We start from the raw sequence: 24,638 nt of genomic DNA on the forward strand, positions 1-24,638 counted from the left end.
TATTACATACAGCGTCAGCGCAGCATAAACACATGAAATTTTTCCTGAAAAAGTAATAAAAACTATTGATAGTTTTTGTTTCATCAACCTAGAATCAAATCGCCTTTTTTGCAATCCCAAGTGATTTCAAAAATGCATTTCGTAAGTTAATTTTTTTCAGGAGATTTTTATGAAAAAGCTATCATTAATTCTTGCAGGTGTTTTAACGGCTTCTATGGCTATCGCACAAACCGGAACAGGTAGTGGCAACACCAACAAAGGTACTACAGGCGCGAGTGGAACCAACAAAAGCTGGTCTTCATCCTCATCGTCGCGCGGCAACATGAACGACGGTACTAACGGCACTCGAAACGGAACTAACGGCAGCGGTAACACAGGAAGTGGCAGCGGAACTGGTACAGGAACTGGAACCGGATCTGGCACTAATGGCTCAGGCTCTGGCAGTGGTGGTAACGGCACTACCGGAACTGGCACAGGAACCCAAGGTAGATAATGTGAACTTTCATTTACAATTAAAATAAAAGGCCCTTTCTTGGGGCCTTGTTGTTTTGAAAATTTATTACAACCACAACATATATTCTCGCATTATGATAGGCTCTCCTCGTAAGTTGCACGCCCCACAATAATTAATTAGCTTGCACACCAAATCAATTCACGGAACTGACAATGATTTCTCTAACCCATATAAAAAGCCTGCTATTGGCGCCCTCCTCTTTACCCAATCGCCATGCACATTTAAGTGCGGCAAGTGGTTTGGTGCAGGTTGGGCCCTGGTTATATGTTGTGGCCGATGACGAATTGCATTTGGGTAAGTTTTCATTAGCAAACAATGATGTCGGCGAATTATTCCGCTGTTTCGATGGCGAACTACCGATGGATAAGGAAGAGCGCAAGGCAGCTAAACCCGATATTGAGGTACTGACATTAATTCCGGCTTTTAACACATCACCGCACGCTTTATTAGCCTTGGGGTCTGGTTCAAAAAAAAATCGCCACCGTGGCGCAATAATTCCGCTTGATCACAGCGGCAATATTTTAGGCCCAGCGAATATCATTGAGCTTTCCAATTTTTATGAATTTCTTAAAAAAGAAATAGGAAAGCTAAATATTGAAGGTGCCGCTATTGTTCAGGACGACATTTTACTTTTTCAGCGCGGTAACAAAAAAAATGAACTCAACGCCAGTATTCGCCTCAAGCTTGAAGATTTTTATCGTGCAATTCAGGAACCTAACTACGAACCATGCATTCGCATAACTCCTTATGATTTAGGTGAGATCGATCAAGTGCCACTGTGTTTCACCGATGCTACTTCACTACCCAGCGGCGACATTATTTTTACCGCAAGCGCAGAAAACACGTCCGACTCATACCTTGATGGTGCCTGCATGGGTTCCGCTGTCGGAGTTATCGACCCCAAGGGAAAGCTCAGCCTACTGGAGCCTGTAAATAAAAAAGTCAAACTGGAAGGTATAGAAGCCACTACAAATGGCTCGGCTATAGAACTCTTGCTCGTAAGCGATGCCGATGACGCGACACTCCCGGCACAGCTTTATTCCGCACGTATTAATTCTTAATGGAACCTATGAGGACATAAAATGAAATCTGTAATTGTTAAAGCAACGGTGATTTGTGGAACCCTGGATATTCTTTACGCCATAGTTATGGCAATTCTGGGCGGCGGCACAGCCTTGGGGGTTTTGCATTCTGTTGCGTCCGGTCCTTTTGGTGCAAGTATAAAATCCTGGGGCTGGGCGGGCGGATTAGTTGGGCTTGGAGTGCACTTTACAATCATGCTGGTAATGGTTGCAGCTTTTGTATTTATTGTTAAATCCGTTCGAATCCTTTCATCCATAAACACGTTTGTATTAGGCACCATTTATGGATGCTTACTTTACTTTGTTATGTATTGGGTTGTATTAAGCTTGCGTTGGCCGAGTGCATTTCCACAAACAGATCCAATGCAAATTATTAAAGCACTTATACCCCATATTTTTCTCGTAGGGATTCCGTTGGCATTCATTGCCAAGCAGCAAAAAAATAGACAAATTTAGGAAAACAATCATGACCGAAAAGTTAAATGACGAAGCATTACAAGCCTTAAAAATCGCATTCACTTATATGCCTAAAGCAATTGAAGTAAATAAATATGAGTACGGTGACCGCTACCAAACTGTACTTGAGCATATTGAAACCGTAAGAGAAGTATTACTTCTCAATGACGTAGACCCCGAAGAAGTTTATGGTGAAATTAATCCTGATAGCACACCTAATTCATCTTATTAGTGATGAGTATATTAAACGATGAATATCAAAGAGCTTTCAGAAAAAACGCATCTATCTGCGCACACGCTAAGATATTATGAAAAGATTGGTATTCTGCCGAATATTCAAAAGAATAGCAGCGGACATAGATTTTATTCAGCAAGCGATCTGGAATGGATAAGTTTTGTTATTAAACTGAAAGAGACTGGAATGCCGCTGGAGGAAATTATTACTTATGCCCGCCTTCGTGAACAAGGCGATGCCACTTCTGCTGAACGTATGCAATTATTAATTAAGCACAGGGAAGTATTGGAGGCAGCCATTGCTCGGCAAACAAATTATCTAGCGGCGCTAGACGCAAAAATTAATTTTTATCGCAACAAAATTAACGCTTGACTTAGACCTAACTCTAACACTTAAGCTCGCCCCACATTCACAGTAATGAGGGAAGACCATGACTCAATCACGCTACGAAACTGGCTTACAAAAGCTCAACCAAATTGACGGTTTAGCAGGCACAAAGGTTATTGAAAGCCTGCAAGATATTTGCCCCGACTTAGCCAAGTTCACCATCGAATTTCCCTTTGGCGATATTTATTCGCGGCCCGGCCTGGATCTTAAATCCCGCGAAATAGCAACTGTGGCCGCTCTCACAGCCTTAGGCAATTGTGCACCGCAACTTAAGGTCCACCTTCAGGCAGCGCTAAACGTAGGATGCACAGAAGATGAACTTAAAGAGGTTATTCTACAAATGGCTGTCTATGCAGGTTTTCCCGCCGCCCTGAATGGCATGCTCGCCTTTAAGGAAGTATTAAAAAGAAACTAATAAACGAAGGTTCAGTGTTCGCCTAAGACCACATTCGCAAAAGCAATCTAAATATCTTGTTTAACGACAGGATGAAGCTATGGCATCATAGTAAATATTGCGTTACTTACGCATTAAGCTTCTGTTTGCGCAGTTGGAGCATCCGAATATTCGCACCCTATCGAAAGAAAACATAAGAGGCTACTTTGGGTTCTTTACATCCAATGTAGCCCTTTGTGCCCTACTCTTTTGCATCTGCCTCTTATCACCCGGCGTGCACGCCGAGCAAACGGATCCTATAGTTGTTCGTTACCCTGCATCTGATTCAAACCCCTATTACTACAAACGCGTAAAATATTTCGTAGAAATACTTGAATTAGCTCTATCCAAATCAAACCACAAATATCAGTTAGAAAAAGTTTCGTTGCCGTTTATGAACGAAAGCCGTTCCAAGACCAACCTTATGACTAATGTTTATGAGGTTCATTGGCTGAATGTTCAAAAATCATTAGACACAGATATACACCCGATCCGAATCCCACTATGCAAAGGCTTGAGCGGATGGCGAATATTATTTATACGCCCAGAAAGCCAAAGCAACTCTCTTCTATCAAAACGCTAAAGGATTTACGCCATTACACAGCGGGGCACGGTAATGATTGGCCAGAAACTGCTCGCTATAACAGCTTAGAATTACCGCAAAAATTATCAGGAAGCTGGAAAGGACTTTTTTATATGCTGAACCAGAGCCGAATAGATTATTTGTCGCGCTCTGCGCTTGAAATTTACGATGAGGAAGATGCTTTTCCAGAGTTAGGGTTGAAGATCGAATCGCAATTGGTATTTCACTATCCTGCCACCTATTATTTTTATGTTAACAAAAACAACCAATCACTTGCTGCCGATATAAAAATTGGTTTGGAACGCGCTATCGCCGATGGTTCATTTGACAAAATATTCAACCGTTATTTCAGTGAAAAAATTAGCCGTTTACATATTGAAAAACGCCGTATTATTGAAATGCCAACCGAAGCCGATGCAAGCCTGATTGCTGATCGAAAAGCAAATCCTTCTTACTGGTACAAAGCACATTAATCGCGACCCAAAAAATATTTCATTCCTTTTACCCAAAAAAAATTTCCATCATTAATAATGGAAAACATTCAAATACAATTCTAAACAAAACTGAATAAAGCTAATCTTGCAACAAAATCGCGTTAGTAGGCAGACTAATAATGATGTACGACCATCATTATTTTTAACCTACCAGGAGACGGTACATGCAAGGTTTCAAAAAATTATTATTAGGATGTGTTTGCGCAGCTGTATGTACACAAGGGTTTGCCGACAGCAAGGATAACAAGGGCTTTGTAGTGAGCAAACCAAGCCTTACCTTGAAAGCAGCAGAAACTATTGCAAATGCGTGCATTGAGAATCAGGTAAGTAATAGAGGCAGTACGATTGCAATTGCAGTCGTGGATGCAAGCGGAAATTTATTGGTTTATAAACGTATGGATGGCACGAGTGTAGCGAGTGGTGATATTGCGCTGCAAAAAAGCATCAGCGCCGCCCGTTACGGTTACGCTACTCGTGAAACAAATAGATGGGTCACCGGCAATATCGCCGTTGGTCAAGCGAAAGATATATTTGGCGTTACAGGCGGTATACCCGTTAAAACCCAGTCAGGTGAAATTTTGGGTGGCATAGGTGTTAGCGGTGCCATTTCAGACGATGATGAAGCCTGCGCTAAAATTGGTTTAAGTAAATTGGGTGATCTGTAAAATTCAACCCGGCATTCTGCTCTGATTCGCGTTTTTGACCATAAAAGTGAATCAGGGCAACTTCTCTCGACAAAATCCCCTCTCAAACATCAATCTGCCGGTTTCGGAATGTCACTGAAAGACATAACTCCGAACAGAATTTTCCAGAAAACACAGATCGCAGACGAAATTTGACGAAAAGAATGCCATTCATGGAAATTTCGTCGCTTTTTCCTAGGGCACATCTCAATAAAATCCTGTATATTACGCGCCTATTTTCCAACCCAGCTTATAGAGAGTCCTATGACTGATTTATCACTTTACAGAAACATTGGTATCTTCGCCCACGTTGATGCCGGCAAAACCACCACTACCGAGCGTATTCTGAAGCTGACTGGTAAAATCCATAAGATCGGTGAGGTTCACGAAGGTGAATCAACTACCGACTTCATGGTACAGGAAGCTGAACGTGGTATTACCATTCAGTCGGCAGCTGTAACCTGCTTCTGGAAAGGTACTCGCTTCAACGTAATTGATACCCCCGGACACGTTGACTTCACCGTAGAAGTATATCGTTCATTGAAAGTATTGGACGGCGGTATCGGCGTATTCTGTGGTTCTGGCGGTGTAGAGCCTCAGTCAGAAACTAACTGGCGCTATGCGAACGACTCTAAAGTATCGCGTTTGATTTTCGTAAACAAACTTGACCGTATCGGTGCTGACTTCCTGCGCGTTACCGACCAGGTACAAAACGTACTTGGCGCCAAGCCACTGATCATGACCCTGCCAATCGGCCGCGAAGACACTTTCGTGGGCGTGGTAGACGTTCTGAACCGTCAAGCCTACGTGTGGGACGATTCTGGCAAACCAGAAAACTACAACGTTGTAGAAATTCCTGCCGATATGAAGGACGACGTTGAACTCTACCGCAGCCAATTGGTTGAAACTGCTGTAGAGCAAGACGACGACTTGATGATGGCTTATATGGATGGCGAAGAGCCTTCAATTGAAGACCTCAAGCGTTGTATTCGTAAGGGTACTCGTGACCTCGTGTTCTTCCCAACCTTCTGTGGTTCTGCCTTCAAAAACAAAGGTATGCAACTCCTGTTGGACGCGGTAGTTGACTATCTGCCTAACCCAACCGAAGTTAACCCCCAACCTTTGACTGACGAAGAAGGTAACGAAACTGGCGAGTTCGCAACAGTTTCTGCCGACGAGCCATTCCGCGCACTGGCGTTCAAGATTATGGATGACCGTTTCGGCGCCCTGACCTTCGTACGTATCTACTCAGGCGTGCTGAACAAAGGTGACACTCTGCTGAACTCGTTCACCGGCAAAACCGAGCGTATCGGTCGTATGGTGGAAATGAACGCTAACGACCGTACCGACCTGACCACCGCACAAGCTGGTGACATCATCGCGTTGGTAGGCCTGAAGAACGTTCAAACCGGTCACACCCTGTGTGATCCAAAGCACCCATGTACTCTTGAACCAATGGTGTTCCCAGAGCCAGTAATTTCTATTGCTGTAACTCCGAAAGACAAGAGCATGATCGAGAAGATGGCGACTGCTATCGGTAAGCTGGTGTCAGAAGATCCAACTTTCCGCGTTGAGACTGACCAGGATTCAGGCGAAACTATCCTGCGCGGTATGGGTGAACTTCACCTGGATATTAAAGTAGACATCATGAAGCGTACTTATGGTGTTGAGTTGAACGTTGGTCAACCACAAGTGGCCTACCGCGAAACCATTACTCGCGGTATCGAAGACAGCTACACCCACAAGAAGCAATCTGGTGGTTCTGGTCAATACGGTAAGATCGACTACCGTATTAACCCAGGCGAGCCAAACACTGGTTTCGTGTTCAAGACTTCTGTTGTTGGTGGTAGCGTTCCGAAAGAATTCTACCCAGCCATTGAAAAAGGCTTTAAGTCAATGATGGACACTGGTCCATTGGCTGGCTTCCCTGTGTTGGACGTGGAAATTGACCTGTTTGACGGTGCATTCCACGCCGTGGACTCGTCAGCAATCGCGTTCGAAATCGCAGCGAAAGGCGCTTTCCGTCAATCTATGCCAAAAGCCGGTCCACAATTGCTTGAACCAATCATGAAAGTTGACGTGTTCACTCCAGAAGATCACGTAGGTGATGTTATCGGTGACCTGAACCGTCGTCGCGGCATGATCAACGGCCAAGACGCTGGCGTAACTGGTGTTCGTATCAAGGCACAGGTTCCACTGTCAGAAATGTTTGGTTACATCTCTACTTTGCGTACCATGACTTCTGGTCGCGGCCAGTTCTCTATGGAATTCTCTCACTACGCTCCTTGCCCAAGTAACGTAGCTGAAGCTGTAATTGCAAAAGAGAAAGAAAAGAAAGCTGCTGCTGAAAAGAATAAATAATTCTTTTTTATCAGCGCCTCTCCTGCGCATCCATGCGCTCGAGGCATACCGTTCATCCTGAACATAAAAGCCCCGCCAGTGAAAATTGGCGGGGCTTTTTTATTGGGTTAAAGCGTTAGTTTTAAAAATGGTAAAAAAATAACGACAAGCCTAGCTGTTTATTAGCGCTTCAATTCCCGCGCCGTAATTGATATGAAATACATTTCCATCAACCACCAGTGCAGGCACAGATTTAACCCCGGCCTTTAAAGCTTCATCCAAACGGTTCTTTTGCAAACCAAGGTGCACAGATTCAACAGGGCTTTTCAAATTGTCTACGAACTGCTGTTCTGCAGTTACGCAAACGGGACAACCTGCATGGTAAAAAACGGCTTTAGTGTTCATAATGTTTCCTCCAAAGGATGATAGTAGTACGCAGGAACTCGTCCTGACCCGATCCACATTAGGTGAAAGCGACACTGGAAAATAGCGGGCACTTTTTGGTGCCCGGGTAACTTTTTGGGGTAAAACCTTGATGAAAAACGAGAAAAAAATTTCTTCACCAACATTGTCCGATTATCAAAAACTGGAAGATGTTATCGGCTGCAAATGGTCAGTTGCAGTTTTAACGAGCATCGCCAAAGGGATTAATCGCCCCGGCGAAATTGAACGTCACATTGAAGGCATATCCACTAAAGTGCTTTCGGAGCGCTTTCGCAAATTAACGGCATACGGGCTTTTGTTGAAACATGCTTACGCCGAATTACCACCACGCACCGAATATGAATTAACAAATAAAGGCAAAAGCTTGATCAATATTATTGAGCAGATCCACGAATTGGACGCAACAGAATAACTTAATGAAAAAAAACTCTCGCCCAATTTTATATACATTTAGGCGCTGCCCCTATGCCATGCGCGCACGCATGGCTATTTATATCGCCGGCATTGACGTCGAAAAAATCGAAGTTTCATTAAAAAATAAACCGCAAAGTCTATTAGATTACTCACCCAAAGCTACGGTGCCTGTAGTTGTTACACCCACCGGTGAAGTTATCGAACAAAGCCGTGACATTATGAATTGGGCACTACTGCAAGCAGACCCGGATAATTGGTTATTGCAAAATGATATTTTGATGCAGCAACAAATGAAGCAATTAATTGATAGCTGTGATAATGAATTTAAACCCTTGCTGGATCGCTACAAATATTTTGACCGTTATCCGGAATATTCGCAGCTGGAGTATCGCCAGCAAGCAGAGAATTTTATTCAGGTATTGGAAACCAGATTAAAACAGCAAGCGTTTCTCGTAGACTCACAAATGCGCCTCGCTGACGCCGCAATTTTTCCCTTCACTCGACAATTTGCTGCGGTGGATCATGATTGGTTTATGCAAAGTGATTATACAAACTTACAGCGCTGGATTGATGTTTGCGTAAACACAACTATGTTCAAAAGCATTATGGAAAAGAGTTAACTATGTAATCGCAGCACGCATTTAACCTAGTGTATATTTCTGTAAATTAATAGGATTTATCGTAATCCTGTGTTGTACTAGATAAGTTTTCTGCACGCTAAACTGTAAAATTCTCCTGACACGCTTGAAAAGTGTTGGCTCAAAATGAAAAGGTCGGCTCAAAATGAAAAATAATATGCTTCTTATTTCACTATTCTCCATCGCTTTGTTGGGGTGCGCTGATGCAGGCACCAAATCTGATAAAGCAAATGCTGCAGCAGCAAAAACTGCTAGCTCCGAAGCTTTTACCGGAGCGAACTCTCGCTTAATTGGCCGTTTCGATCGTAACACTAATGGGCAAGCAAAGTTTACCTGGCCAGGTTCAGCGATTGAATTTCGCTTCGAAGGCTCCAAAGCCAGTATTAATATCGCGAGCCAGGCAAAAACACGTTTCGCAGTAACGATTGATGGAAAGACTACAGATCTTTGGACTGAAGCCGGAAATCACACATATGTTTTGGCATCCAATCTGGGCAGTGGCACTCACACTCTCAGACTAACGCGCCTCAATGAATCCACTGCAGGTGTCACCAGCTTTATTAGCGATCCACAAGTCGATGGAAAATTATTAAGTCCACCGCAAACACCGGAAAAGCAGTTGTTGGTAATTGGTGATTCAATAACTGCAGGCTACGGCGTTGAAGGTGCGAGCGAAGCCTGCCATTACACACTTGATACGAGCAATCAACAACTTACTTATGCAGCTCTCGCGGCAAGCGCGCTGGGCGCAGACTTACATGCGATAGCATGGTCTGGCATTGGCGCCTGGCGTTCCTACGGTGAAAAGACTCCAACAAATCCGACCATTCTCACACGGCATACACGTACGCTTGCTGATGATACAACTAGCGTTTGGAATCCATCGCAATATCAACCCGATGCAATACTTATTAATATAGGCACCAATGATTATTGGGAAGGCTCTACCAGCGACGATTACCGTCTTAACATGGCAAAATTAATTGCACAAATACAAACTGACTATAAAAGCAAACCTATTTATTTAATCGTAAGCCCTATGCTTACCAATAAGGTTCACGCCGCACAAAAACAAGTTTTGGATGGGCTTGCAGTTGGAAATGTAAAAGTGCTCGATTTAGGTGAGGGCCCCGGTTCAGACGGTCTCGGCTGTGATTATCACCCCAACAGCAAAACCCATGCACGCTTGGGCAAGGTATTGGAAAAAAATCTTAAAGCAGATTTGAAGTGGTAATCTAACTAAATGCATCATTGCCCAGTGCAACAACCTGGGCAATGATGATGCTTCAACACGAAATGCAATACTTTCACCATGAATAAACTTTTTATCATTGGCTTGCCTAGAACAGGCACCACCAGCGTCAGTGTTGCACTTCTGGATTACGGATTTAAAGTTGCCCATACCGCTTACACCAAACGTGCATTTGAATTAGCCGATGTTATTTCTGACGCGCCCTGCTTTTGCGATTATCCCCAACTGGATAAAATTTTCCCCGATTCCAAATTTGTCTACCTGGACCGTGCGTTGGAAGTATGGATTCCCTCCATACAAATGTTATTAAATAAAATGCTCCCCGAACTCACACCCAAAGGTTATCTTCACCCTGTTCTTAAACGCAGCATGCAGCAAACGTTTTCCCTATCATTAATTTCGGACCCATTAAGTAATAAACACTTAAGCGATTGTTATGCTAAGCATCAAAAAGCCGTTTTAGATTATTTTGCAGATAAAGATAATTTTTTAAAAATCGATGTCAGCAAGGACACGAGCCTGATCACGCTTCTGGAATTTTTGAATATTGCCCCAAAAGGCGCAACCTGCTTCCCCAAATTAAATGTTGGAAAGCTGGTGGACAACTGGAAAGAATTCAAACACCCTAACAAAGTAAACTCTTTAAGCGCAGGCGCAGAACATCGAAAATTTTTTGATTACGAAACAGGGGAAACCAAACAAAAAATTCGATAAACTCATCTGCAAGGATTCCCCACATACTCATTAAGGCGACACTATGACAAGCAATTTATCGGACTTTCTCGTCACAAAAAAATGGCCCGCCAAATATCCAGACAGACTACAACTCTACTCCCTGCCTACACCCAACGGCGTTAAGGTTTCAATCATGCTTGAAGAAATTGGCATGGCGTACGAACCGCATTTAGTTAATTTCTCCAGCAACGACCAACTGTCCCCAGAATTTTTATCCTTAAATCCTAACAACAAAATACCTGCGATTATTGATCCTAATGGGCCGGATAATAGGCCAATAGCATTATTCGAATCGGGTGCTATTTTAATTTATCTTGCAGAAAAATCCGGCCAGCTTTTACCCCAAGACGCCACGGCGCGTTACCACACCATTCAATGGTTAATGTTTCAAATGGGCGGAATTGGCCCTATGTTTGGCCAAGTTGGATTTTTCAATAAATTCGCGGGTAAAGAGTATGAAGACAAACGTCCTCGCGACCGCTATGTCGATGAAGCAAAGCGCTTGCTGAATGTATTAAACAAGCAATTGGAAAATAGTTTGTGGATAATGGGAGATACATACACCATAGCCGATATTGCTACTTTTCCCTGGGTTAGAAATCTAATAGGATTTTATGAGGCCGGAGATTTAGTGGGCATTAAGGATTTTCCAAATGTTACGCGTTCCTTCAATGCATTCTTGAATCGACCAGCAGTTATTAAAGGACTTACAATCCCGAAAAATGAATAAATGCGTACATTAAATGAATTCGGTAAAATAGATTTTCAACCGCAAATCACGGAGGCTTTATGACCCAAATCCCCCCTGAAGTTAGTAGTCAATTGCTTTTGGATAGCATTACCGCAAACGCTATTGGCTTGGTGGTGCTGAACAGCGACAATAAAATTCTATTTCACAACGGTATTTTTGCGGAACTGCTCCAGTTTGAGGAAATATCTTTAGTTGGCCAGAATTTTGATGAAGCCATCACCTGGGTTTACAACCATCGCAAAAATTCTAATACCGAATCTAATTCGCTACAAAAATGGCTATCACACGCAAATGAAAACCTACAATTTGACACTGAACTGGATGGGCGCTGGCTATCAATAGCTAAACAAACCCATGCGAATGGTTTGATCACCCTTCTGTGTTCTGACATCACGCAGCAAAAGAATGCAGAGTTAAGCTTACGCGACACAAAAGCCGAAATAGAAGTGTTGGCTCTGACCGATGAATTAACAGGCTTGGCCAACCGCCGTTATTTTATCCGACATTTAGAGCGTGAAATTAATCGTTCTCGTCGCAACCATCATCCACTTTGTTTGGCGATTTTAGATATAGATTTTTTTAAAAATATCAATGACACTTTTGGCCATGCTGTTGGCGATAAAATGCTGATGCATTTTTCACAGTTTTTGCAGACACATTTTCGCGCCAGTGATTTTGTTGGACGATTGGGTGATGCGGAGTTTGCTATTATTCTGCCCGAAACCAAAATCGATGATGCATTGCAAGTTGTCGAGAGAGCCATTAATTCGCTTACTAATGAAGAGCTGAGCGATATTCAATATAGCTTCTCAGCTGGAATTGCCAGTTTCCCCGGTGAGTTAACCATTGATAGTAATTGGTTACTGACGCAGGCAGACAAAGCCTTACATATTGCAAAATCTGGCGGGGGAGCCAAAGTGGTTAGCGGTGCAAGCGATTGATCATTTTTGCAGCGCGACTTTATTAGTCAGCTGAATATTTTCCTGCAGAATTTGGTGAATCAAATCCAATTTTTTTATTACCGGCTCGCCCAATACAAATGGATACGCATGCTCATGGCCCATGCTACGATTCAAACTATTTAGGGCATAAGTTAGCGGGAACCAATGTTCAATAATGCTGCGAAAACTTTTGGTGCGATAAGGATTAATTTCCACATCAACTTGCAGCTGTTGGTTAGCCGTCGGTTGCGGGTGCACTTGCAAGCCAAACTCTCGCGCTGTTTCAAGCGTATCAATAATATGTAAATAATGCGCCCAGGTTTCTGCCCAATCCTCCCACGGGTGCGAACTTGCGTAAGCGCTTACATAATTAAGCTGCCAATCGTTTGTTGGGCCATTTTCATAATAAGCTTTTAGTGCTGAACCGTAATCAAGACTGTCATCACCAAACAGCTCCCTTACAGGCTCAAGCCATTTGCTATTGCGCACTAATATATCCCAATAATAATGCCCCGATTCGTGGCGAAAATGTCCGAGTAATGTTCGATACGGCTCCGCCATTTGCTCGCGCATTTTTTCACGGTAAGAAGCATCCGCCTCCTTAACATTTAGCGTGATTAAGCCATTCGCGTGCCCCGTAAGAACAGGGCCAGATTCGCCAGAAACACATGGCGAATCCATTAAGAAATCAAATGCTAATTGCGGACTATTATCAGCGGAAGGCGCGAGTGGAAGTGATAAAGCTAACAAACTATAAATCAATCGACGTTTTTCAGTTTCAATTTTAGACCACAAAAAGAGGTTATTGGCAACAGCAAGATCTGGAATAGTTCGGTTTAATCGACAAGCCACACACAGCTCGTGATCATCAGCTAACTCGACGACCCAATTGCAGGCGTTATAAATTAAACCGTTTGCACAATAACGATAGGTTTTGGATTTGTTGCCATTTAGCAGTTTTAAGCCTCCGTTTTTATGTTGCTTAAATGCTTCAACTTTTAATGTTTCTACGCTAAAACCCAGTAAGGCTCCACATGCCGTACAAGAGGTATTTTCAAAATAAACAAGTTGTCCGCAGCTGCCACACGTGGATAACCGCATTTTTGTAACCTCATAAAGTACAATTAAAATTCTTTTACCTAAGAATACACAAGGGCTCTGTACGACAACGCACATGAACCCTATAGGTAGTTTGGTACTTTAAGCTTTTGGAAACCACACCAGGATCGTCTATCATGCAAAAGCTATGGCTGCTCGTTGTTTTTATCACCCTCACCTTTTCATTATTAGGCTGCGAAGATCAAAAAACTGAACCGCCAGTTGTGCATCCAACCGCAAATTCAAACGCACTGACCACTATTGAAACTGACAAATGGCTTGGTCGGTGGAATGGACCAGAAGGAACTTTTCTCAAGCTTTCAGGTGGCGAGGGTAAGTATGAAATCACCATTCAAAATTTGGACGGTCCGCAAGTTTATAGCGGCATAAGCCTAGACAATAAGATTCGATTCGAGCGAAATGGAGTTATCGAAAATATCCACGCAACTAGCGGGTTAGAAACCGGTATGAAATGGCTAAGCGAAAAACATAATTGCTTAACCATCAAGCGCGGCGAAGGGTTTTGTCGCGATTAAATGACGGCTGCAGACAAATATTTTTATGTGAGTGAATCCAAATTGCGGTAAGAGTGCATCCAAGTAATACACGCCCTTAATGTGAGGCAATTTGATGCTGACGTTTATCTGCTGGTTGTTACTGTTTGTATTGTGCTGGCCGCTAGCCATTCTGGCGTTAATTTTATGGCCTTTTGTCTGGCTGATTTCATTACCTTTTCGTCTGATAGGAATCACCTTCAGTGCCATCTTCGCTTTATTGGCAGCAATACTATTCTTGCCCGCCAGAATTCTTGGGCACAAATGGCAAAATTAATTGAGAATCTTGCCCCTCCGAATTCACCATCTCATAAAAAAAGGGAAGATAGTCTATCTTCCCTTTTTCTCAATTCGCCTATTGTAATCGCTAGGCACTAACTACCAAATGCAAGGGTGTTGTCTCCGGTTGCAGTGTGCGCAAAATATCCATGGTCGTAATAACTCCCAACGCAATCTTGTTATGGGTTACCACCACACGGTGCACATCGTTTTTAACCATCACCGCCGCTATCTGCTCAATAGAGAATTCTTTCTCTACAGCAATAATTTCTTTTTTCATAATTTGATGAACGGTGCAATTTTTTTCAGCGTGGGCACTCCATTCGCGCAAACTGGTTTCATCCAAATCTATTTCACAGGCTTCGCGGTAATAATTGCGCAAAGCTTCACGACGGTTTCGCTCATCCATATTACTAAACTTGAAAATATCAGAAACAGTAACCACACCTACGAGCTCATGGTCTGAAGCAATAACCGGCGCGCCGGATATGTTGTGCTTGATAAAAAACTCTGCCAAACGGTGAATTGTCCATCCCTCATAAGCACTTAACAGAGTGCGGCTCATGATCGATTCTGCGGTTAAACCATTATTATGAATCAATGACATATTGTTAACCTCGTAGTAGTGGATACTCATTAAGTATTGACGTAAAAATCTACTTCGCTAAATTCTGTACCAATCGCTTTATACTTTTTATTCATTAAGAAAGCGCCTGTAGTTCCTCCAAAGGAAGTGAAGAATCATTATGAAATGAGCACAGTATGTGCAAGCAGATAGACATCATAAATCCTATAGTGTTCTGAATAAAAAGCTAGCCACAAAAAGGATTTTCACGCCACAGCCTTCCGTTGCCGTTGTTACGGATAAACAGCCAAGACTTACAGCTCAGCTTGTCATAGTAGTTTTTTAAAGAAGCTGCGGGTAGACTTCGCTGGCTGTTATTTTTTACAACAGGAATCAATTACCAAGAGGAACTAATAATGAAATCAACCATGCTATTTTCGTTACTTGCGGCTTTAACAATTTCTTCCACAACTCTTGCTGCTGACACGCCTGCACCTAAAGGCAAAGTTTTTATTGTAGAGCCAGCCAATGGTGCGACTGTGCCAACCACCTTTACCGTAAAATTCGGGGCGTCAGGTGTTGATATTGTACCCGCAGGAACTGATAAACCTAACTCGGGCCACCATCATCTATTGATTGATACCGATAAGCTTCCCGATTTTCATACTCCGCTGCCCGCCACTCCAACCCTGCTTCATTTCGGTAAAGCACAAACAGAAACCCAAATTACCTTGACGCCGGGTAAACATAGTTTGCAACTCGTGTTAGGTGATTACATTCATGTCCCAGGCAACAATCCTTTGATATCGGAAAAAATCACCGTAAACGTTCAATAAATTGTAATGTGCTTTCGATAGCTTCAAAGGAAGGGAGATTTTTACGGGTAAGTTTTTGTTAAGCCCTCCAATCAAATCTTAATGCAATCTGCTTGACCAAAAGGATTTAAGAGTCGCAAGGATGTGATTTTTTTAATATTTAAAGGGTATTGAATATGGATAACTTAATTAAATTTAATGCGTCATCGCTCCTCGCCGTTTTAATCATTTCTTTTGCAACATCCGCAAATGCCGGGCTGCTTTCTTTTGCTGCAACGAGAGATAGTAGCCTTCCGCTGGATGAATATAACAATTGGAATTACACCTATACACATATAGATACACAAACGGATGGTTCCATAGCTTCGTCCAGCATTTTAAGTGGCAATGCCAAAGCCCAATCAGCCTATGGCGTTAACAGAATTTCAGTTAGTAATAACGCAGCTGTAGACGACGCAGACTTAAGGGAACATTCAATCGGCGGACCTTTTGCCACAGCTATATCCATTTGGTCTGATACGTTCACTATTACCGGTGGAACTGGCAGCGGAAAAGTATCTGTCAGTGCCAATGTTAGCGGACAATTTGGAATGGGTTATGGTGCAGCGGGTATCTATCGGTTATTTAAAGCATCGCCACAAGACTTGCAAAATTTACTCGCGAAACCTTTCGAGTTTTTAGTTGATGAGCCGCTCTTAAACAAACCCTGGGCAACACCTGATTATTTGTTAGACCTGGGACAAGATGTTATCAATTTATCGGTATATGACGACCCCGAAGAACATCTTCAACCTGGCAGTACATTTGGAAAATTGCTTACTACTGAACTTGACTTTAATTATGATGATCCATTTACATTGGTCAGTATCCTTGCAGGTTCGGCAAATGATTTTGGTTCATTATCCGCGTTTAATTCAGCCCACTTTGGTATAAGCGGCCCCGAGAATTCGATCATCTCAACAACCTCCAATTCCAGATATAACCAGGCCGCCGTTCAAGTGCCAGAACCGGGTTCATTTATCCTGCTCACAATTGGCAGCCTATTGTTGTTGATGCGGCGCAAAAGCCAAAAAAATTTTCTGCGCTATAAAATTATATAGTTAAGAAAGTTATGTACCCGGTAAAAATAAAAAGAGCCTGAAGGCTCTTTTTATTTACTTGAGATTAATAATTTCATAATCTAGCGCAACAATCCTTCTCTAAAGGCCTCCCCGTGAAAGATCAATCAATAAACAGCGCCGCTCTTATAAATGTTACAGTAAATGCTTTAAAAGCAGCCAAAGGAAATAGAGATGCGTTGGCAAGCGCAATCACGCAATTTTTAAATGATGCTCGTGCGGCTCATCTTGAAATCGAAGAAATTGAAAATATTTTGGGTGTGAATGAACCCAGCATAATGGATTTGGCAGAGCTTTCAGAAGACGATGAAGAAATAGTGATTGACGCGTTTGAAGAAATTTCGGCCAACCAATAAGAACAACCTAGCTTGGGAATATTATGGAATCTCCTACTGATCAGAATTTAATGCAACCCGACGAACCAATGTTGACCGCCATTGAAGCACGCGTACTCGGTGCGTTAATGGAAAAACAATTGACTACCCCCGACGCTTATCCCATAACCCTTAATAGTCTAGTGCTCGCCTGCAACCAAAAAACTAGCCGCGAGCCGGTGACTAATTATGAATCGGGCGAGCTGCAACGCTGTGCTAGTCAATTACAAGATAAGAATTGGATTACGGTGGATTACAGTGCCCGCGCCGCTCGTTATGACCAGCGCTTAACACGCGTGTTGGGGTTAGACAAAGCTGCGCAAGCACTTTTAAATGTAATGTTATTGCGCGGTCCGCAAACATTGTCTGAATTATTTACGCGCACGCAGCGTATGTTTGACTTTGAAAATATTAATGCGGTTGAAGAGAAGCTTGAACATTTGTGTGCTAAAACAACTCCCTACTTCGTACGTATCCCGCGAGCTGCAGGCCAAAGGGAAGATAGGTTTATGCATTTGCTGTGTGGAAAACCAGATCTGGATGCTATTTCAGCCATGCAAAGCGCTAAAAACACTTCACATGCTAACGACGAATCCACTGTGTATTTGGAGCAAAAAGTTGTGCACTTGGAGCAACAACTCGAACTCATGCAAAAGCAAATAAAATTTTTGCTGGATTTAAACGGTGTTAGCGATTCAGATATAAATTAACCTTAGAAAAATTCTATGCTTGCTTCTGCCTGGATCTGCTCTGGCTGTTCTTTGGTATCAAGTAATCTAGCGGCTTGATCGAGCTGTACGACCAGGCTGCGGAAATGGCCTTCAATTGCATCAGTAACTTCATGCAAGGTTTCTAACGAGCCCAGTGCTCGTTCGGATAATTTCAACATGGAGGATTCTTGCTCCAATGTTAAATCCATTCCTACCGCCAATTCACGCAAAGCTTGTGATAGCTCCGTCATAATGAGTTTGACCGAGCTACGATTGTCGCGCGAGGCCATTTCCAACAAAGACATTACTGTACGAATTTTTTCCTGCTGAACTTTTAACAAAGAATTTACTTTGATTGTTTTTGCACGCGCTTCAGCAATAGACGCTATTTGCGCAATAACATCACGCAAGCGCCCATATTTATCGGGGTTAGCTATTGGGGCATCGATAATCAAGAATTGGGCATTTTCAAAATTGAAAATTAAGAAGCGCCCGTGTGACACTATCCGAAGAGCAGACATACGAAACTGATCAAACAAATTCCGATAACCGGGTGCTATGGCTCTAGGGTAAATCTCCACCGAATCGTCGAAGGTGAATTGAAGATAACCGTTCACCGATAAATCATTCAGACACCGTATAGTTTGATCAGCCAGACGATCCATGGATGAAATTTCTTGCACCGCTTGCGCATAAAACGCCACTATTCCCATTTCAGATGCAGATGACATAGCGGTGAAGGCTATTTCAGAATAGTTTTTCAACTCTTCTTGCAAGGCCAGTATGGATTTTCTATCTTCATAAGATTTTTGAATGCTGACCTTTAGCGCTTCAGCGGTGAATGGATTAAATAACCAGCCGTCCAGATTCAACTGCTCAAGTTGCAAGCGCGCATCGGCGGAGGTGTTTGCCTTAATCAATGCCAAACTTGGTAAATTGGTGGGTATAGCTGCCAGGTAGTCAGACTTAAAAAGCTGGCGACCCGAGATTAGAATTAATTGATTAACAGTTTCACAATAGGCGACGAAATCTGCCGGGCTCGCCACGTCCAACCTATAAGAATCCGCTGCCGCAGTCGGCATGCCTTGATCGTCAACGATGGACTCTCCATCGGGCACACGACACATGCTGTTCGTATCTGAAAACCACCAGAGTTTATCCATAACATCTCCTGCTTACTCGTAACCACACCAAATCAATTTGGCAAACAATTTGAGTATAGGTTGCACCAATCTTTTTGCACGCCTCAAAAAATTACATTGCATAACATAGGCGCCATTTTTTACGTGGGAGCGCTTAAAGCACCTGTTTTTATTATTTTCTTTTATAATCAAGGAAGTTTTTTTGCTTTTTAGTTAGTTAATATTTCGAAACTACTAAAGATCGAAAACATTGATAAGAAAATTTTATGGATGGCAGAACTAAAGATTTTATTACTGCAGAGCAACGGACAAGCGGATAGCCATAGTTTATGATGACCAGCGTTCCATTAAGCGACCGGGCTTACCAGCCCTAACCAACAGGATAAAGATTGTTATGCGCACTAGTGTTTATATAGGTATGTTGTTCTTGAGCTTGATGCTTGCAGGTTGCAGCAACGAACTTAATATTCCCTATAAAGGGCCGGAACTGAATAGCCTGGAACAAGCCGCTAACTATTTTCAAGCGCGCAATGTGAGCAAAAAAATTGTAGGCATGAAAATTCGTATAGAGGAAAAACCCTTCCTCTTGGGTGCCTATGACGTGCGCGATGGAATTCCAGCAAGGGTTCCAGAGGAAAGCTATGGCGAGCTACTTGACGCACTACAGAAAAATGCATCACCGCTCACCAGTGCCCCTCAACTTAGCGACAACCCAGATTCACCAGATGGCTTGCGCACGGCGCAAGAGCGTGTGAGTTACCTCACCGCACGTGCGATTGCCAAAAGCTTTGGCAAAAATGGTATTCCTGTTATGCCTGCCAGTATGGCTATTGGTCTGGCAGATGCCCAAACAACCAACACTCCGCCTAAAATTTCAGCAAAGGAAGAAAAGGAATTATTAGAAGCCATTAAAAACAAAATTGCGGTCAAAGATAACGATTGGGCCGAGAATCGTAAGCAGTATTTTATGGCCGAAGAAAAAACATTTTTTGCAGACAATATTATTAAACCCGGTGTTATAGCGCTCGACTCTGGCGTGCAATATAAGTTTGTTAAAAAGGGAACGGGCAAAGCACCCAAGCTAAAGGATACGGTAACCGTTAATTATCGCGGGACATTGCTTGATGGCACCGAATTCGATAGCAGCTATAAACGCGGAAAAACTGATAGCTTTAAGTTGAGCGATATGATTGCCGGCTTCGGGCAAGCTATGACCCAGGTTCCCGACGGATCGCAGGTCATAATTTATATTCCCACCCGTTTGGCTTATGCGGAAAAAGGTGCAGAGGGGATTCCACCTTATGCAGCAGTCATTTTTGAAGTTGAATTACGAGGAACTAAAAGTAGTTTCTTTTAATCTCTACCAAACCATTAAGGTTCCTAACAGGAGATTTGAACAATGAAATTTTTAGCAATTTGCGGCAGTTTACGAAAAAAATCGACCAATATGGGTTTGCTCCGCTATGCCCAGGCTAACGCGCCCGAGGGCGTGGAATTTATCATTGCCGATATTTCGGAAATTCCCTTCTACAACGCTGACCTCACCGAAAAAGCTGCCTCGGTGCTCAAGTTGTTTGAGCAGCTAGCAGCGGCAGATGCTGTGGTATTTGGTTGTCCGGAATATAACTACTCGCTGGCTCCAGCCTTGAAAAATGCGATTGATTGGGCTTCGCGTGAGCAGGGTAACCCGCTACTTACCGGTAAACCGGCTGCCATTATGGGCGCCGGTGGCGGTATGGGTACTTCACGTGCGCAGTATCATTTACGCCAGGTTTGTGTCTATGTGAATTTACACCCCATCAATACACCCGAAGTTTTTGCCAATGCGTTTACAAACTCTTTTGATGGCGATGGCAATCTCGTTGATGCAAAAATCCAGGGCAACATAGTAGCGCAGCTTGAAGCTCTGGTAACTTGGACCAAGCAGCTGCAAAAATAATTTGCCTTTGCAATCACTGGAGCTTACCACCAGTGATTGCAGCGCCAAACTTCAGTTCCGTTACTTTATTGTGCCTTTCGAAAATCTTCGGCTAAGCTTTTACAGAGGCGCAACTCGACGCCATAACAATAAGCGGCGGCGATGAGAAACTCCTGGCATGAGCAGTAGCGAAAGTAATCATTATTGTAAGAACCTGATGGAAGTGAACAAGTCGCACAGCGTGGTGACTAACCAAGCCATCTACAACGAACAAGGCACCCTTCTCCTGGCAGCAGGCTCTGAATTGAGCGAAAAGCGCGCCGACATCCTTTTACAGCACAAGCTACTTAAACCGCTGGAACAATGCATTGGCATCGCTAGCAGTTTCAGCGCCAAACAACTTTATGAGTATCTGAACAAATTTGCAGGAAACATTGCGGGCTTAATTGCAGTTACCAAAAATGAGGATTACCAAAAAACACTGCGCCAAATGTGTTTGTTCTATGAGAAGTATCCGCTGCTCCAACAAAACCTCACAGTGCTCGCGCTGCGAACCCCCAACATTTACTACCACGGCCTCTTCAGTGCAGCCGCCGGTTTGGCAATTGCAATTCAACTCAAGCTTTCACAACGAGAGCTGCAAACTATCTTTATTGCCGGCTTATTTCACGATGTTGGCTTTTTATATTTGGCGCCAGAACTCAGTCAAAAAAACCAGGAGTTCAGTAATGATGAATGGAAAGCACTGCAAGCTCATCCTCTTATTGCCCAACGCTTTTTAAACCTTGTACCAGACTTACCAAAAGAGATTGGCGATGCGATAGTCAACCATCATGAGCGCATTGACGGTACTGGTTACCCCTACCATATTTTTGGTGACAAACTGCCCATGGTCAGCCAAATTATTGCCGCTACGGATAACATTATTTTCAATCACTCACGCTACAAAGATTACGGTGTGCACGCCCATTCTATGTTGCTTACAGCGCTCAAATTGAGCGACAACATATATTTTGAATCTGTTTATGATGCCGCGATGGTTTTGTTTAAACACGCACCCTCGCCTTCAACCAACCTTATTGAGGCACCGTCTGTCGAAGAACTTTTGGTGCGGCAAAAAATGTTGCAGCAACAATTTCAACATGCAAAATTTTTATCACAAAAATTAATGACGTTTCCTGCCAGCCCCATGATACGTTCAGTTTCTGCCGTTATGGGACGACTGGCGATTTCCGTGGTAAGAAGCGGAATCCTCCAACCTGAACAGGAAGAATGGCTCAATCAATCCAGTCACAATATGAGTTCTGAAGATAGTTTGTCGCTCGTCGAGCTAAGCGTTATGCTGGATCAAATTTATGACCAGCTATTACACCTTAAAAACATTATGGAACGCGTAGTGGAATCTATTCCTGCAAACAATGCGCCCCTTAAAAAAATGGCTTCCGATGCCTTGAATCAAATCGATTTGCAGTACGCCTGAGCAACTTTTTAGGATATGGACACTTCAACCCAACAACTATGCCCTCTCTGCAATAAACCCAACGGCTGCGCGCTTGCCAACGATAAAGAGGCTAGCCAATGTTGGTGCATGAGCGTTAAAATAAACGCGGAAGCCTTGGCAAAACTCAAAACACCGCAAAAAAATTTCGCCTGCATTTGCCAGCAATGCGCCAGCGTGCCTGAAGCTAAATAACCTTAGATCACGCGCGCAGCCCGGATGTTTATCAACTATTGAAGTCATTTATGCTTACCTGGATCAGCCATCACACCGAAAGCAACACAGTTCACGCAGTTTCAGTTGCAGAAACTTCAGAAAACGCCGTGTGTCAAATCATTGAAGCCAGTGCAGAAAAAGCCATCCAAATACTTAAAGAAAACATTCAAGATAATTCACTCTACTTATTATTTGAATGGGATGCCAACCAAGCCAAACTGAACATTGTTGTAACGGATGCAAGCAAAAAACTTGATTCACCGCAATCAGTTTGCTGCACTTTTTCCAGCTTGGCCGTTGAGCTAGCGCGAGAAAGTGAGGAACAGCGCCTTGGTTATACGGAATCTGTTAAATTTTGGCTTCACGATTATTTAACGACGTGCACGGCATTTTTTAATTACTCACTGGTAGCCATTTTTCACAGCAGTTCGCGAGACAATACTGAGCTTCTGTAACATAAGGTTTTACAAATTTATTAATGGGATGGAGACTATGAATCAGTTCAGCACCAGTTTGATTTTAATTGGAATGCCTGGCGCAGGTAAAAGCACCATAGGTGTGTTACTGGCGAAAGCGCTTGCCAAAGATTTCGTCGACACCGATGTGCTAATCCAATTGCAAGAAGAGAAAACCTTGCAAGACATTGTAGACACCCAAGGTTATTTGAAATTGCGCGCGATTGAGGAACAAGTACTGCTTAATACGCACTACCCCAATCATGTTATCGCCACGGGCGGCAGTGCAGTCTACAGCGAAAAAGCCATGCATCATTTAAGGCACTTTGGGCAAATTGTATTTCTGGATTTACCTTTAGCTGAACTCTCCAAGCGTATAAAAGATTTTGATACACGCGGCTTGGCGCGCAAGCCAGACCAAAGCCTGGCAGAACTTTATAGCGAGCGACGCAAGCTTTACCAAAGCTACGCCAACATCACCATTGATTGTCTTGGCAAAAAACCGGACGATATTTTGGCTGAAATCATTTATGAGGAAGCTGAAGCTTATACTGAGAAAGATGCCTAATCTTTACTGACTCAAAAAAAATAAGGCTGCCAATGGCAGCCTTATTTTTTTCGACCGGCAGGTTTTTTATCGACCCGCAGGTTCTGTGGTTCGTTGCGGTGGTTCGCCTTCAGGCTTGGTTCCCGTACCGCGCAAACGCACCAACATTTTTAACACATCAAACCAAAAAGGCGCACCGAACAACGAAGCCGATGCTGTTACTAACCAACCAATAATAGAAGAAGGTACAAACAGCATTGAAAATTCAAAATGACCATTCCAGCCTACCGGCAATGTCTGCAATTGCGAATAAGCCTGGGTGGCTAGAAAGGTGTTGCTTTCTGAAAGCTGAAGTTGCGCAATCGACGCAGGATGCAACCAAAGCGTTTTGAACAAATGTACGCAATCAATGTTAAACCCCGCTGCAATCACAAACGCGATAACAAAACACCAGATTTGTGATTGTTTTTTATAAGCACCGGATACACGCCCCATACCTGTATCAAACCAGGTTGCTATCTCGTGTTGGAAAACATGGAAATTTCCTTCTGCTTTGCGATACAAATTTTGTAGGAGCGCACGCAACTGTTCATCTTTTAACGAATTAATACCCGCTTCCAAATTATCTAGTTTGCCAGGAACTTCTTGTATGGAATGTATTAATGCTAAAGCGAAGTTTTTAGAAGGTATGTAGGCAGGTTTATTTTTGATGTCTTTCACTTTGGTGGCAGAACCATTGCCAGCCGGATGTGCCAAAGCATCGTTATAAATAGACAGTAAAAGTTCATGGCCTTCATCGGTCTTTGCATTTAATAGCTCTGTTAAACCGCACAACAAAGTTTTGGAGCGAAGATTCATCCAGGATGCTATGGCCTCATAAATCGAGCTTGCAATAAGCGCTACAGATGCGAAACAAAAAATAAGGCCAATGGCAACTTCCAATACCGTACTATTAAACATACATCAG

31 protein-coding genes are annotated in these 24,638 nt (G+C 43.1%); 26 read left to right on the top strand and 5 right to left on the bottom strand.

All coding sequences use genetic code 11. The features are described from left to right. Positions 1–169: 169 nt before the first annotated feature. The 9 genes from IE104_RS08235 (at position 170) to fusA (ending at position 7,228) form a co-directional block, all read left to right on the top strand. A complete protein-coding gene (locus tag IE104_RS08235; protein ID WP_189417403.1) occupies positions 170–493 on the top strand; it encodes a hypothetical protein in 324 nt (107 codons plus the stop codon). Positions 494–666: 173 nt separating this feature from the next. Beyond that, the gene (locus tag IE104_RS08240) at positions 667–1,575 is read left to right on the top strand and encodes a DUF6929 family protein (RefSeq protein ID WP_189417404.1); all 909 of its coding nucleotides are present in this window, start codon (positions 667–669) and stop codon (positions 1,573–1,575) included. Positions 1,576–1,596: 21 nt separating this feature from the next. Further along, on the top strand, positions 1,597–2,052 hold the full coding sequence (locus IE104_RS08245) for a hypothetical protein (protein ID WP_189417405.1): 456 nt from the start codon (positions 1,597–1,599) through the stop codon (positions 2,050–2,052). A 10-nt stretch (positions 2,053–2,062) separates the two neighbouring features. Next, positions 2,063–2,284 carry a penicillin-binding protein gene (locus IE104_RS08250; protein WP_189417407.1) on the top strand — a complete coding sequence of 74 codons (222 nt, stop codon included), beginning with the start codon at positions 2,063–2,065 and terminating at the stop codon, positions 2,282–2,284. An 18-nt stretch (positions 2,285–2,302) separates the two neighbouring features. Continuing rightward, complete coding sequence (locus IE104_RS08255) at positions 2,303–2,659, top strand: MerR family transcriptional regulator (RefSeq protein ID WP_189417408.1); 357 nt, start codon at positions 2,303–2,305, stop codon at positions 2,657–2,659. Positions 2,660–2,717: 58 nt separating this feature from the next. Next, entirely contained in the window at positions 2,718–3,089 is a 372-nt protein-coding gene (locus tag IE104_RS08260; protein ID WP_189417410.1) for a carboxymuconolactone decarboxylase family protein, read from the top strand. A gap of 540 nt (positions 3,090–3,629) precedes the next feature. Continuing rightward, on the top strand, positions 3,630–4,163 hold the full coding sequence (locus tag IE104_RS08265; protein ID WP_189417411.1) for a transporter substrate-binding domain-containing protein: 534 nt from the start codon (positions 3,630–3,632) through the stop codon (positions 4,161–4,163). Between the two features lie 185 nt (positions 4,164–4,348). Then, on the top strand, positions 4,349–4,849 hold the full coding sequence (locus IE104_RS08270; RefSeq protein WP_189417413.1) for a GlcG/HbpS family heme-binding protein: 501 nt from the start codon (positions 4,349–4,351) through the stop codon (positions 4,847–4,849). Positions 4,850–5,131: 282 nt separating this feature from the next. Continuing rightward, positions 5,132–7,228 carry an elongation factor G gene (gene fusA, locus IE104_RS08275; RefSeq protein ID WP_189417415.1) on the top strand — a complete coding sequence of 699 codons (2,097 nt, stop codon included), beginning with the start codon at positions 5,132–5,134 and terminating at the stop codon, positions 7,226–7,228. A gap of 150 nt (positions 7,229–7,378) precedes the next feature. Here fusA and IE104_RS08280 read toward each other — a convergent pair whose 3' ends face one another. After that, positions 7,379–7,612, bottom strand: a complete 234-nt coding sequence (locus IE104_RS08280; protein ID WP_189417416.1) for a thioredoxin family protein — start codon at positions 7,610–7,612, stop codon at positions 7,379–7,381. A 130-nt stretch (positions 7,613–7,742) separates the two neighbouring features. Between IE104_RS08280 and IE104_RS08285 the strand changes: the two genes are divergently transcribed. The 6 genes from IE104_RS08285 (at position 7,743) to IE104_RS08310 (ending at position 12,382) form a co-directional block, all read left to right on the top strand. Then, entirely contained in the window at positions 7,743–8,063 is a 321-nt protein-coding gene (locus IE104_RS08285; RefSeq protein ID WP_189417418.1) for a winged helix-turn-helix transcriptional regulator, read from the top strand. A gap of 4 nt (positions 8,064–8,067) precedes the next feature. Continuing rightward, positions 8,068–8,685 (top strand): glutathione S-transferase, encoded by a 618-nt coding sequence (locus tag IE104_RS08290; RefSeq protein WP_189417420.1) that lies wholly within the window; start codon positions 8,068–8,070, stop codon positions 8,683–8,685. 163 nt (positions 8,686–8,848) lie between these two features. Further along, positions 8,849–9,937 (top strand): GDSL-type esterase/lipase family protein, encoded by a 1,089-nt coding sequence (locus IE104_RS08295; protein ID WP_189417422.1) that lies wholly within the window; start codon positions 8,849–8,851, stop codon positions 9,935–9,937. A 78-nt stretch (positions 9,938–10,015) separates the two neighbouring features. Beyond that, complete coding sequence (locus tag IE104_RS08300; RefSeq protein ID WP_189417423.1) at positions 10,016–10,669, top strand: sulfotransferase; 654 nt, start codon at positions 10,016–10,018, stop codon at positions 10,667–10,669. Between the two features lie 43 nt (positions 10,670–10,712). Beyond that, on the top strand, positions 10,713–11,420 hold the full coding sequence (locus tag IE104_RS08305) for a glutathione binding-like protein (RefSeq protein ID WP_189417425.1): 708 nt from the start codon (positions 10,713–10,715) through the stop codon (positions 11,418–11,420). A 59-nt stretch (positions 11,421–11,479) separates the two neighbouring features. Next, the gene (locus IE104_RS08310) at positions 11,480–12,382 is read left to right on the top strand and encodes a sensor domain-containing diguanylate cyclase (RefSeq protein WP_189417432.1); all 903 of its coding nucleotides are present in this window, start codon (positions 11,480–11,482) and stop codon (positions 12,380–12,382) included. Here the strand turns inward: IE104_RS08310 and IE104_RS08315 are convergent, their stop codons facing one another. After that, complete coding sequence (locus tag IE104_RS08315) at positions 12,383–13,483, bottom strand: zinc-binding metallopeptidase family protein (RefSeq protein ID WP_189417433.1); 1,101 nt, start codon at positions 13,481–13,483, stop codon at positions 12,383–12,385. It lies immediately after the preceding gene. 134 nt (positions 13,484–13,617) lie between these two features. Here IE104_RS08315 and IE104_RS08320 point away from each other — a divergent pair, with 134 nt between their 5' ends. Then, a complete protein-coding gene (locus IE104_RS08320) occupies positions 13,618–14,016 on the top strand; it encodes a hypothetical protein (RefSeq protein ID WP_189417435.1) in 399 nt (132 codons plus the stop codon). 385 nt (positions 14,017–14,401) lie between these two features. On the opposite strand, the gene IE104_RS08325 is transcribed toward IE104_RS08320, so the two are convergent. After that, positions 14,402–14,920, bottom strand: coding sequence for a CBS domain-containing protein (locus IE104_RS08325; RefSeq protein WP_189417442.1), 519 nt, complete (start codon positions 14,918–14,920; stop codon positions 14,402–14,404). A gap of 374 nt (positions 14,921–15,294) precedes the next feature. On the opposite strand from IE104_RS08325, the gene IE104_RS08330 reads away from it, so the two are divergent. The 4 genes from IE104_RS08330 (at position 15,295) to IE104_RS08345 (ending at position 17,895) form a co-directional block, all read left to right on the top strand. Further along, on the top strand, positions 15,295–15,714 hold the full coding sequence (locus IE104_RS08330; protein WP_189417444.1) for a DUF4399 domain-containing protein: 420 nt from the start codon (positions 15,295–15,297) through the stop codon (positions 15,712–15,714). Positions 15,715–15,869: 155 nt separating this feature from the next. Continuing rightward, positions 15,870–16,793, top strand: a complete 924-nt coding sequence (locus tag IE104_RS08335) for a PEP-CTERM sorting domain-containing protein (RefSeq protein ID WP_189417446.1) — start codon at positions 15,870–15,872, stop codon at positions 16,791–16,793. A 113-nt stretch (positions 16,794–16,906) separates the two neighbouring features. Continuing rightward, positions 16,907–17,167, top strand: a complete 261-nt coding sequence (locus IE104_RS08340) for a hypothetical protein (protein WP_189417447.1) — start codon at positions 16,907–16,909, stop codon at positions 17,165–17,167. 23 nt (positions 17,168–17,190) lie between these two features. Beyond that, positions 17,191–17,895 carry a YceH family protein gene (locus IE104_RS08345; protein WP_189417449.1) on the top strand — a complete coding sequence of 235 codons (705 nt, stop codon included), beginning with the start codon at positions 17,191–17,193 and terminating at the stop codon, positions 17,893–17,895. A 2-nt stretch (positions 17,896–17,897) separates the two neighbouring features. Here IE104_RS08345 and IE104_RS08350 read toward each other — a convergent pair whose 3' ends face one another. Next, positions 17,898–19,058 carry a hypothetical protein gene (locus IE104_RS08350; protein ID WP_189417450.1) on the bottom strand — a complete coding sequence of 387 codons (1,161 nt, stop codon included), beginning with the start codon at positions 19,056–19,058 and terminating at the stop codon, positions 17,898–17,900. Positions 19,059–19,431: 373 nt separating this feature from the next. On the opposite strand from IE104_RS08350, the gene IE104_RS08355 reads away from it, so the two are divergent. From IE104_RS08355 to IE104_RS08380, 6 genes are all read left to right on the top strand, one after another. Continuing rightward, a complete protein-coding gene (locus tag IE104_RS08355; protein ID WP_189417452.1) occupies positions 19,432–20,394 on the top strand; it encodes an FKBP-type peptidyl-prolyl cis-trans isomerase in 963 nt (320 codons plus the stop codon). A 42-nt stretch (positions 20,395–20,436) separates the two neighbouring features. Beyond that, a complete protein-coding gene (locus IE104_RS08360) occupies positions 20,437–20,976 on the top strand; it encodes an NADPH-dependent FMN reductase (protein WP_189417454.1) in 540 nt (179 codons plus the stop codon). 157 nt (positions 20,977–21,133) lie between these two features. Further along, positions 21,134–22,435, top strand: a complete 1,302-nt coding sequence (locus tag IE104_RS08365) for an HD-GYP domain-containing protein (protein WP_189417455.1) — start codon at positions 21,134–21,136, stop codon at positions 22,433–22,435. A 15-nt stretch (positions 22,436–22,450) separates the two neighbouring features. After that, positions 22,451–22,648 carry a cysteine-rich CWC family protein gene (locus IE104_RS19185; protein ID WP_189417457.1) on the top strand — a complete coding sequence of 66 codons (198 nt, stop codon included), beginning with the start codon at positions 22,451–22,453 and terminating at the stop codon, positions 22,646–22,648. Between the two features lie 50 nt (positions 22,649–22,698). Next, entirely contained in the window at positions 22,699–23,124 is a 426-nt protein-coding gene (locus IE104_RS08375; RefSeq protein WP_189417458.1) for a hypothetical protein, read from the top strand. Between the two features lie 37 nt (positions 23,125–23,161). After that, on the top strand, positions 23,162–23,692 hold the full coding sequence (locus IE104_RS08380; RefSeq protein WP_189417460.1) for a shikimate kinase: 531 nt from the start codon (positions 23,162–23,164) through the stop codon (positions 23,690–23,692). A 66-nt stretch (positions 23,693–23,758) separates the two neighbouring features. On the opposite strand, the gene IE104_RS08385 is transcribed toward IE104_RS08380, so the two are convergent. Then, the gene (locus IE104_RS08385; protein ID WP_189417461.1) at positions 23,759–24,631 is read right to left on the bottom strand and encodes a hypothetical protein; all 873 of its coding nucleotides are present in this window, start codon (positions 24,629–24,631) and stop codon (positions 23,759–23,761) included. Positions 24,632–24,638: the final 7 nt, after the last annotated feature.

This window comes from Cellvibrio zantedeschiae (assembly GCF_014652535.1).
GTDB classification, from domain to species: Bacteria; Pseudomonadota; Gammaproteobacteria; order Pseudomonadales; family Cellvibrionaceae; genus Cellvibrio; species Cellvibrio zantedeschiae.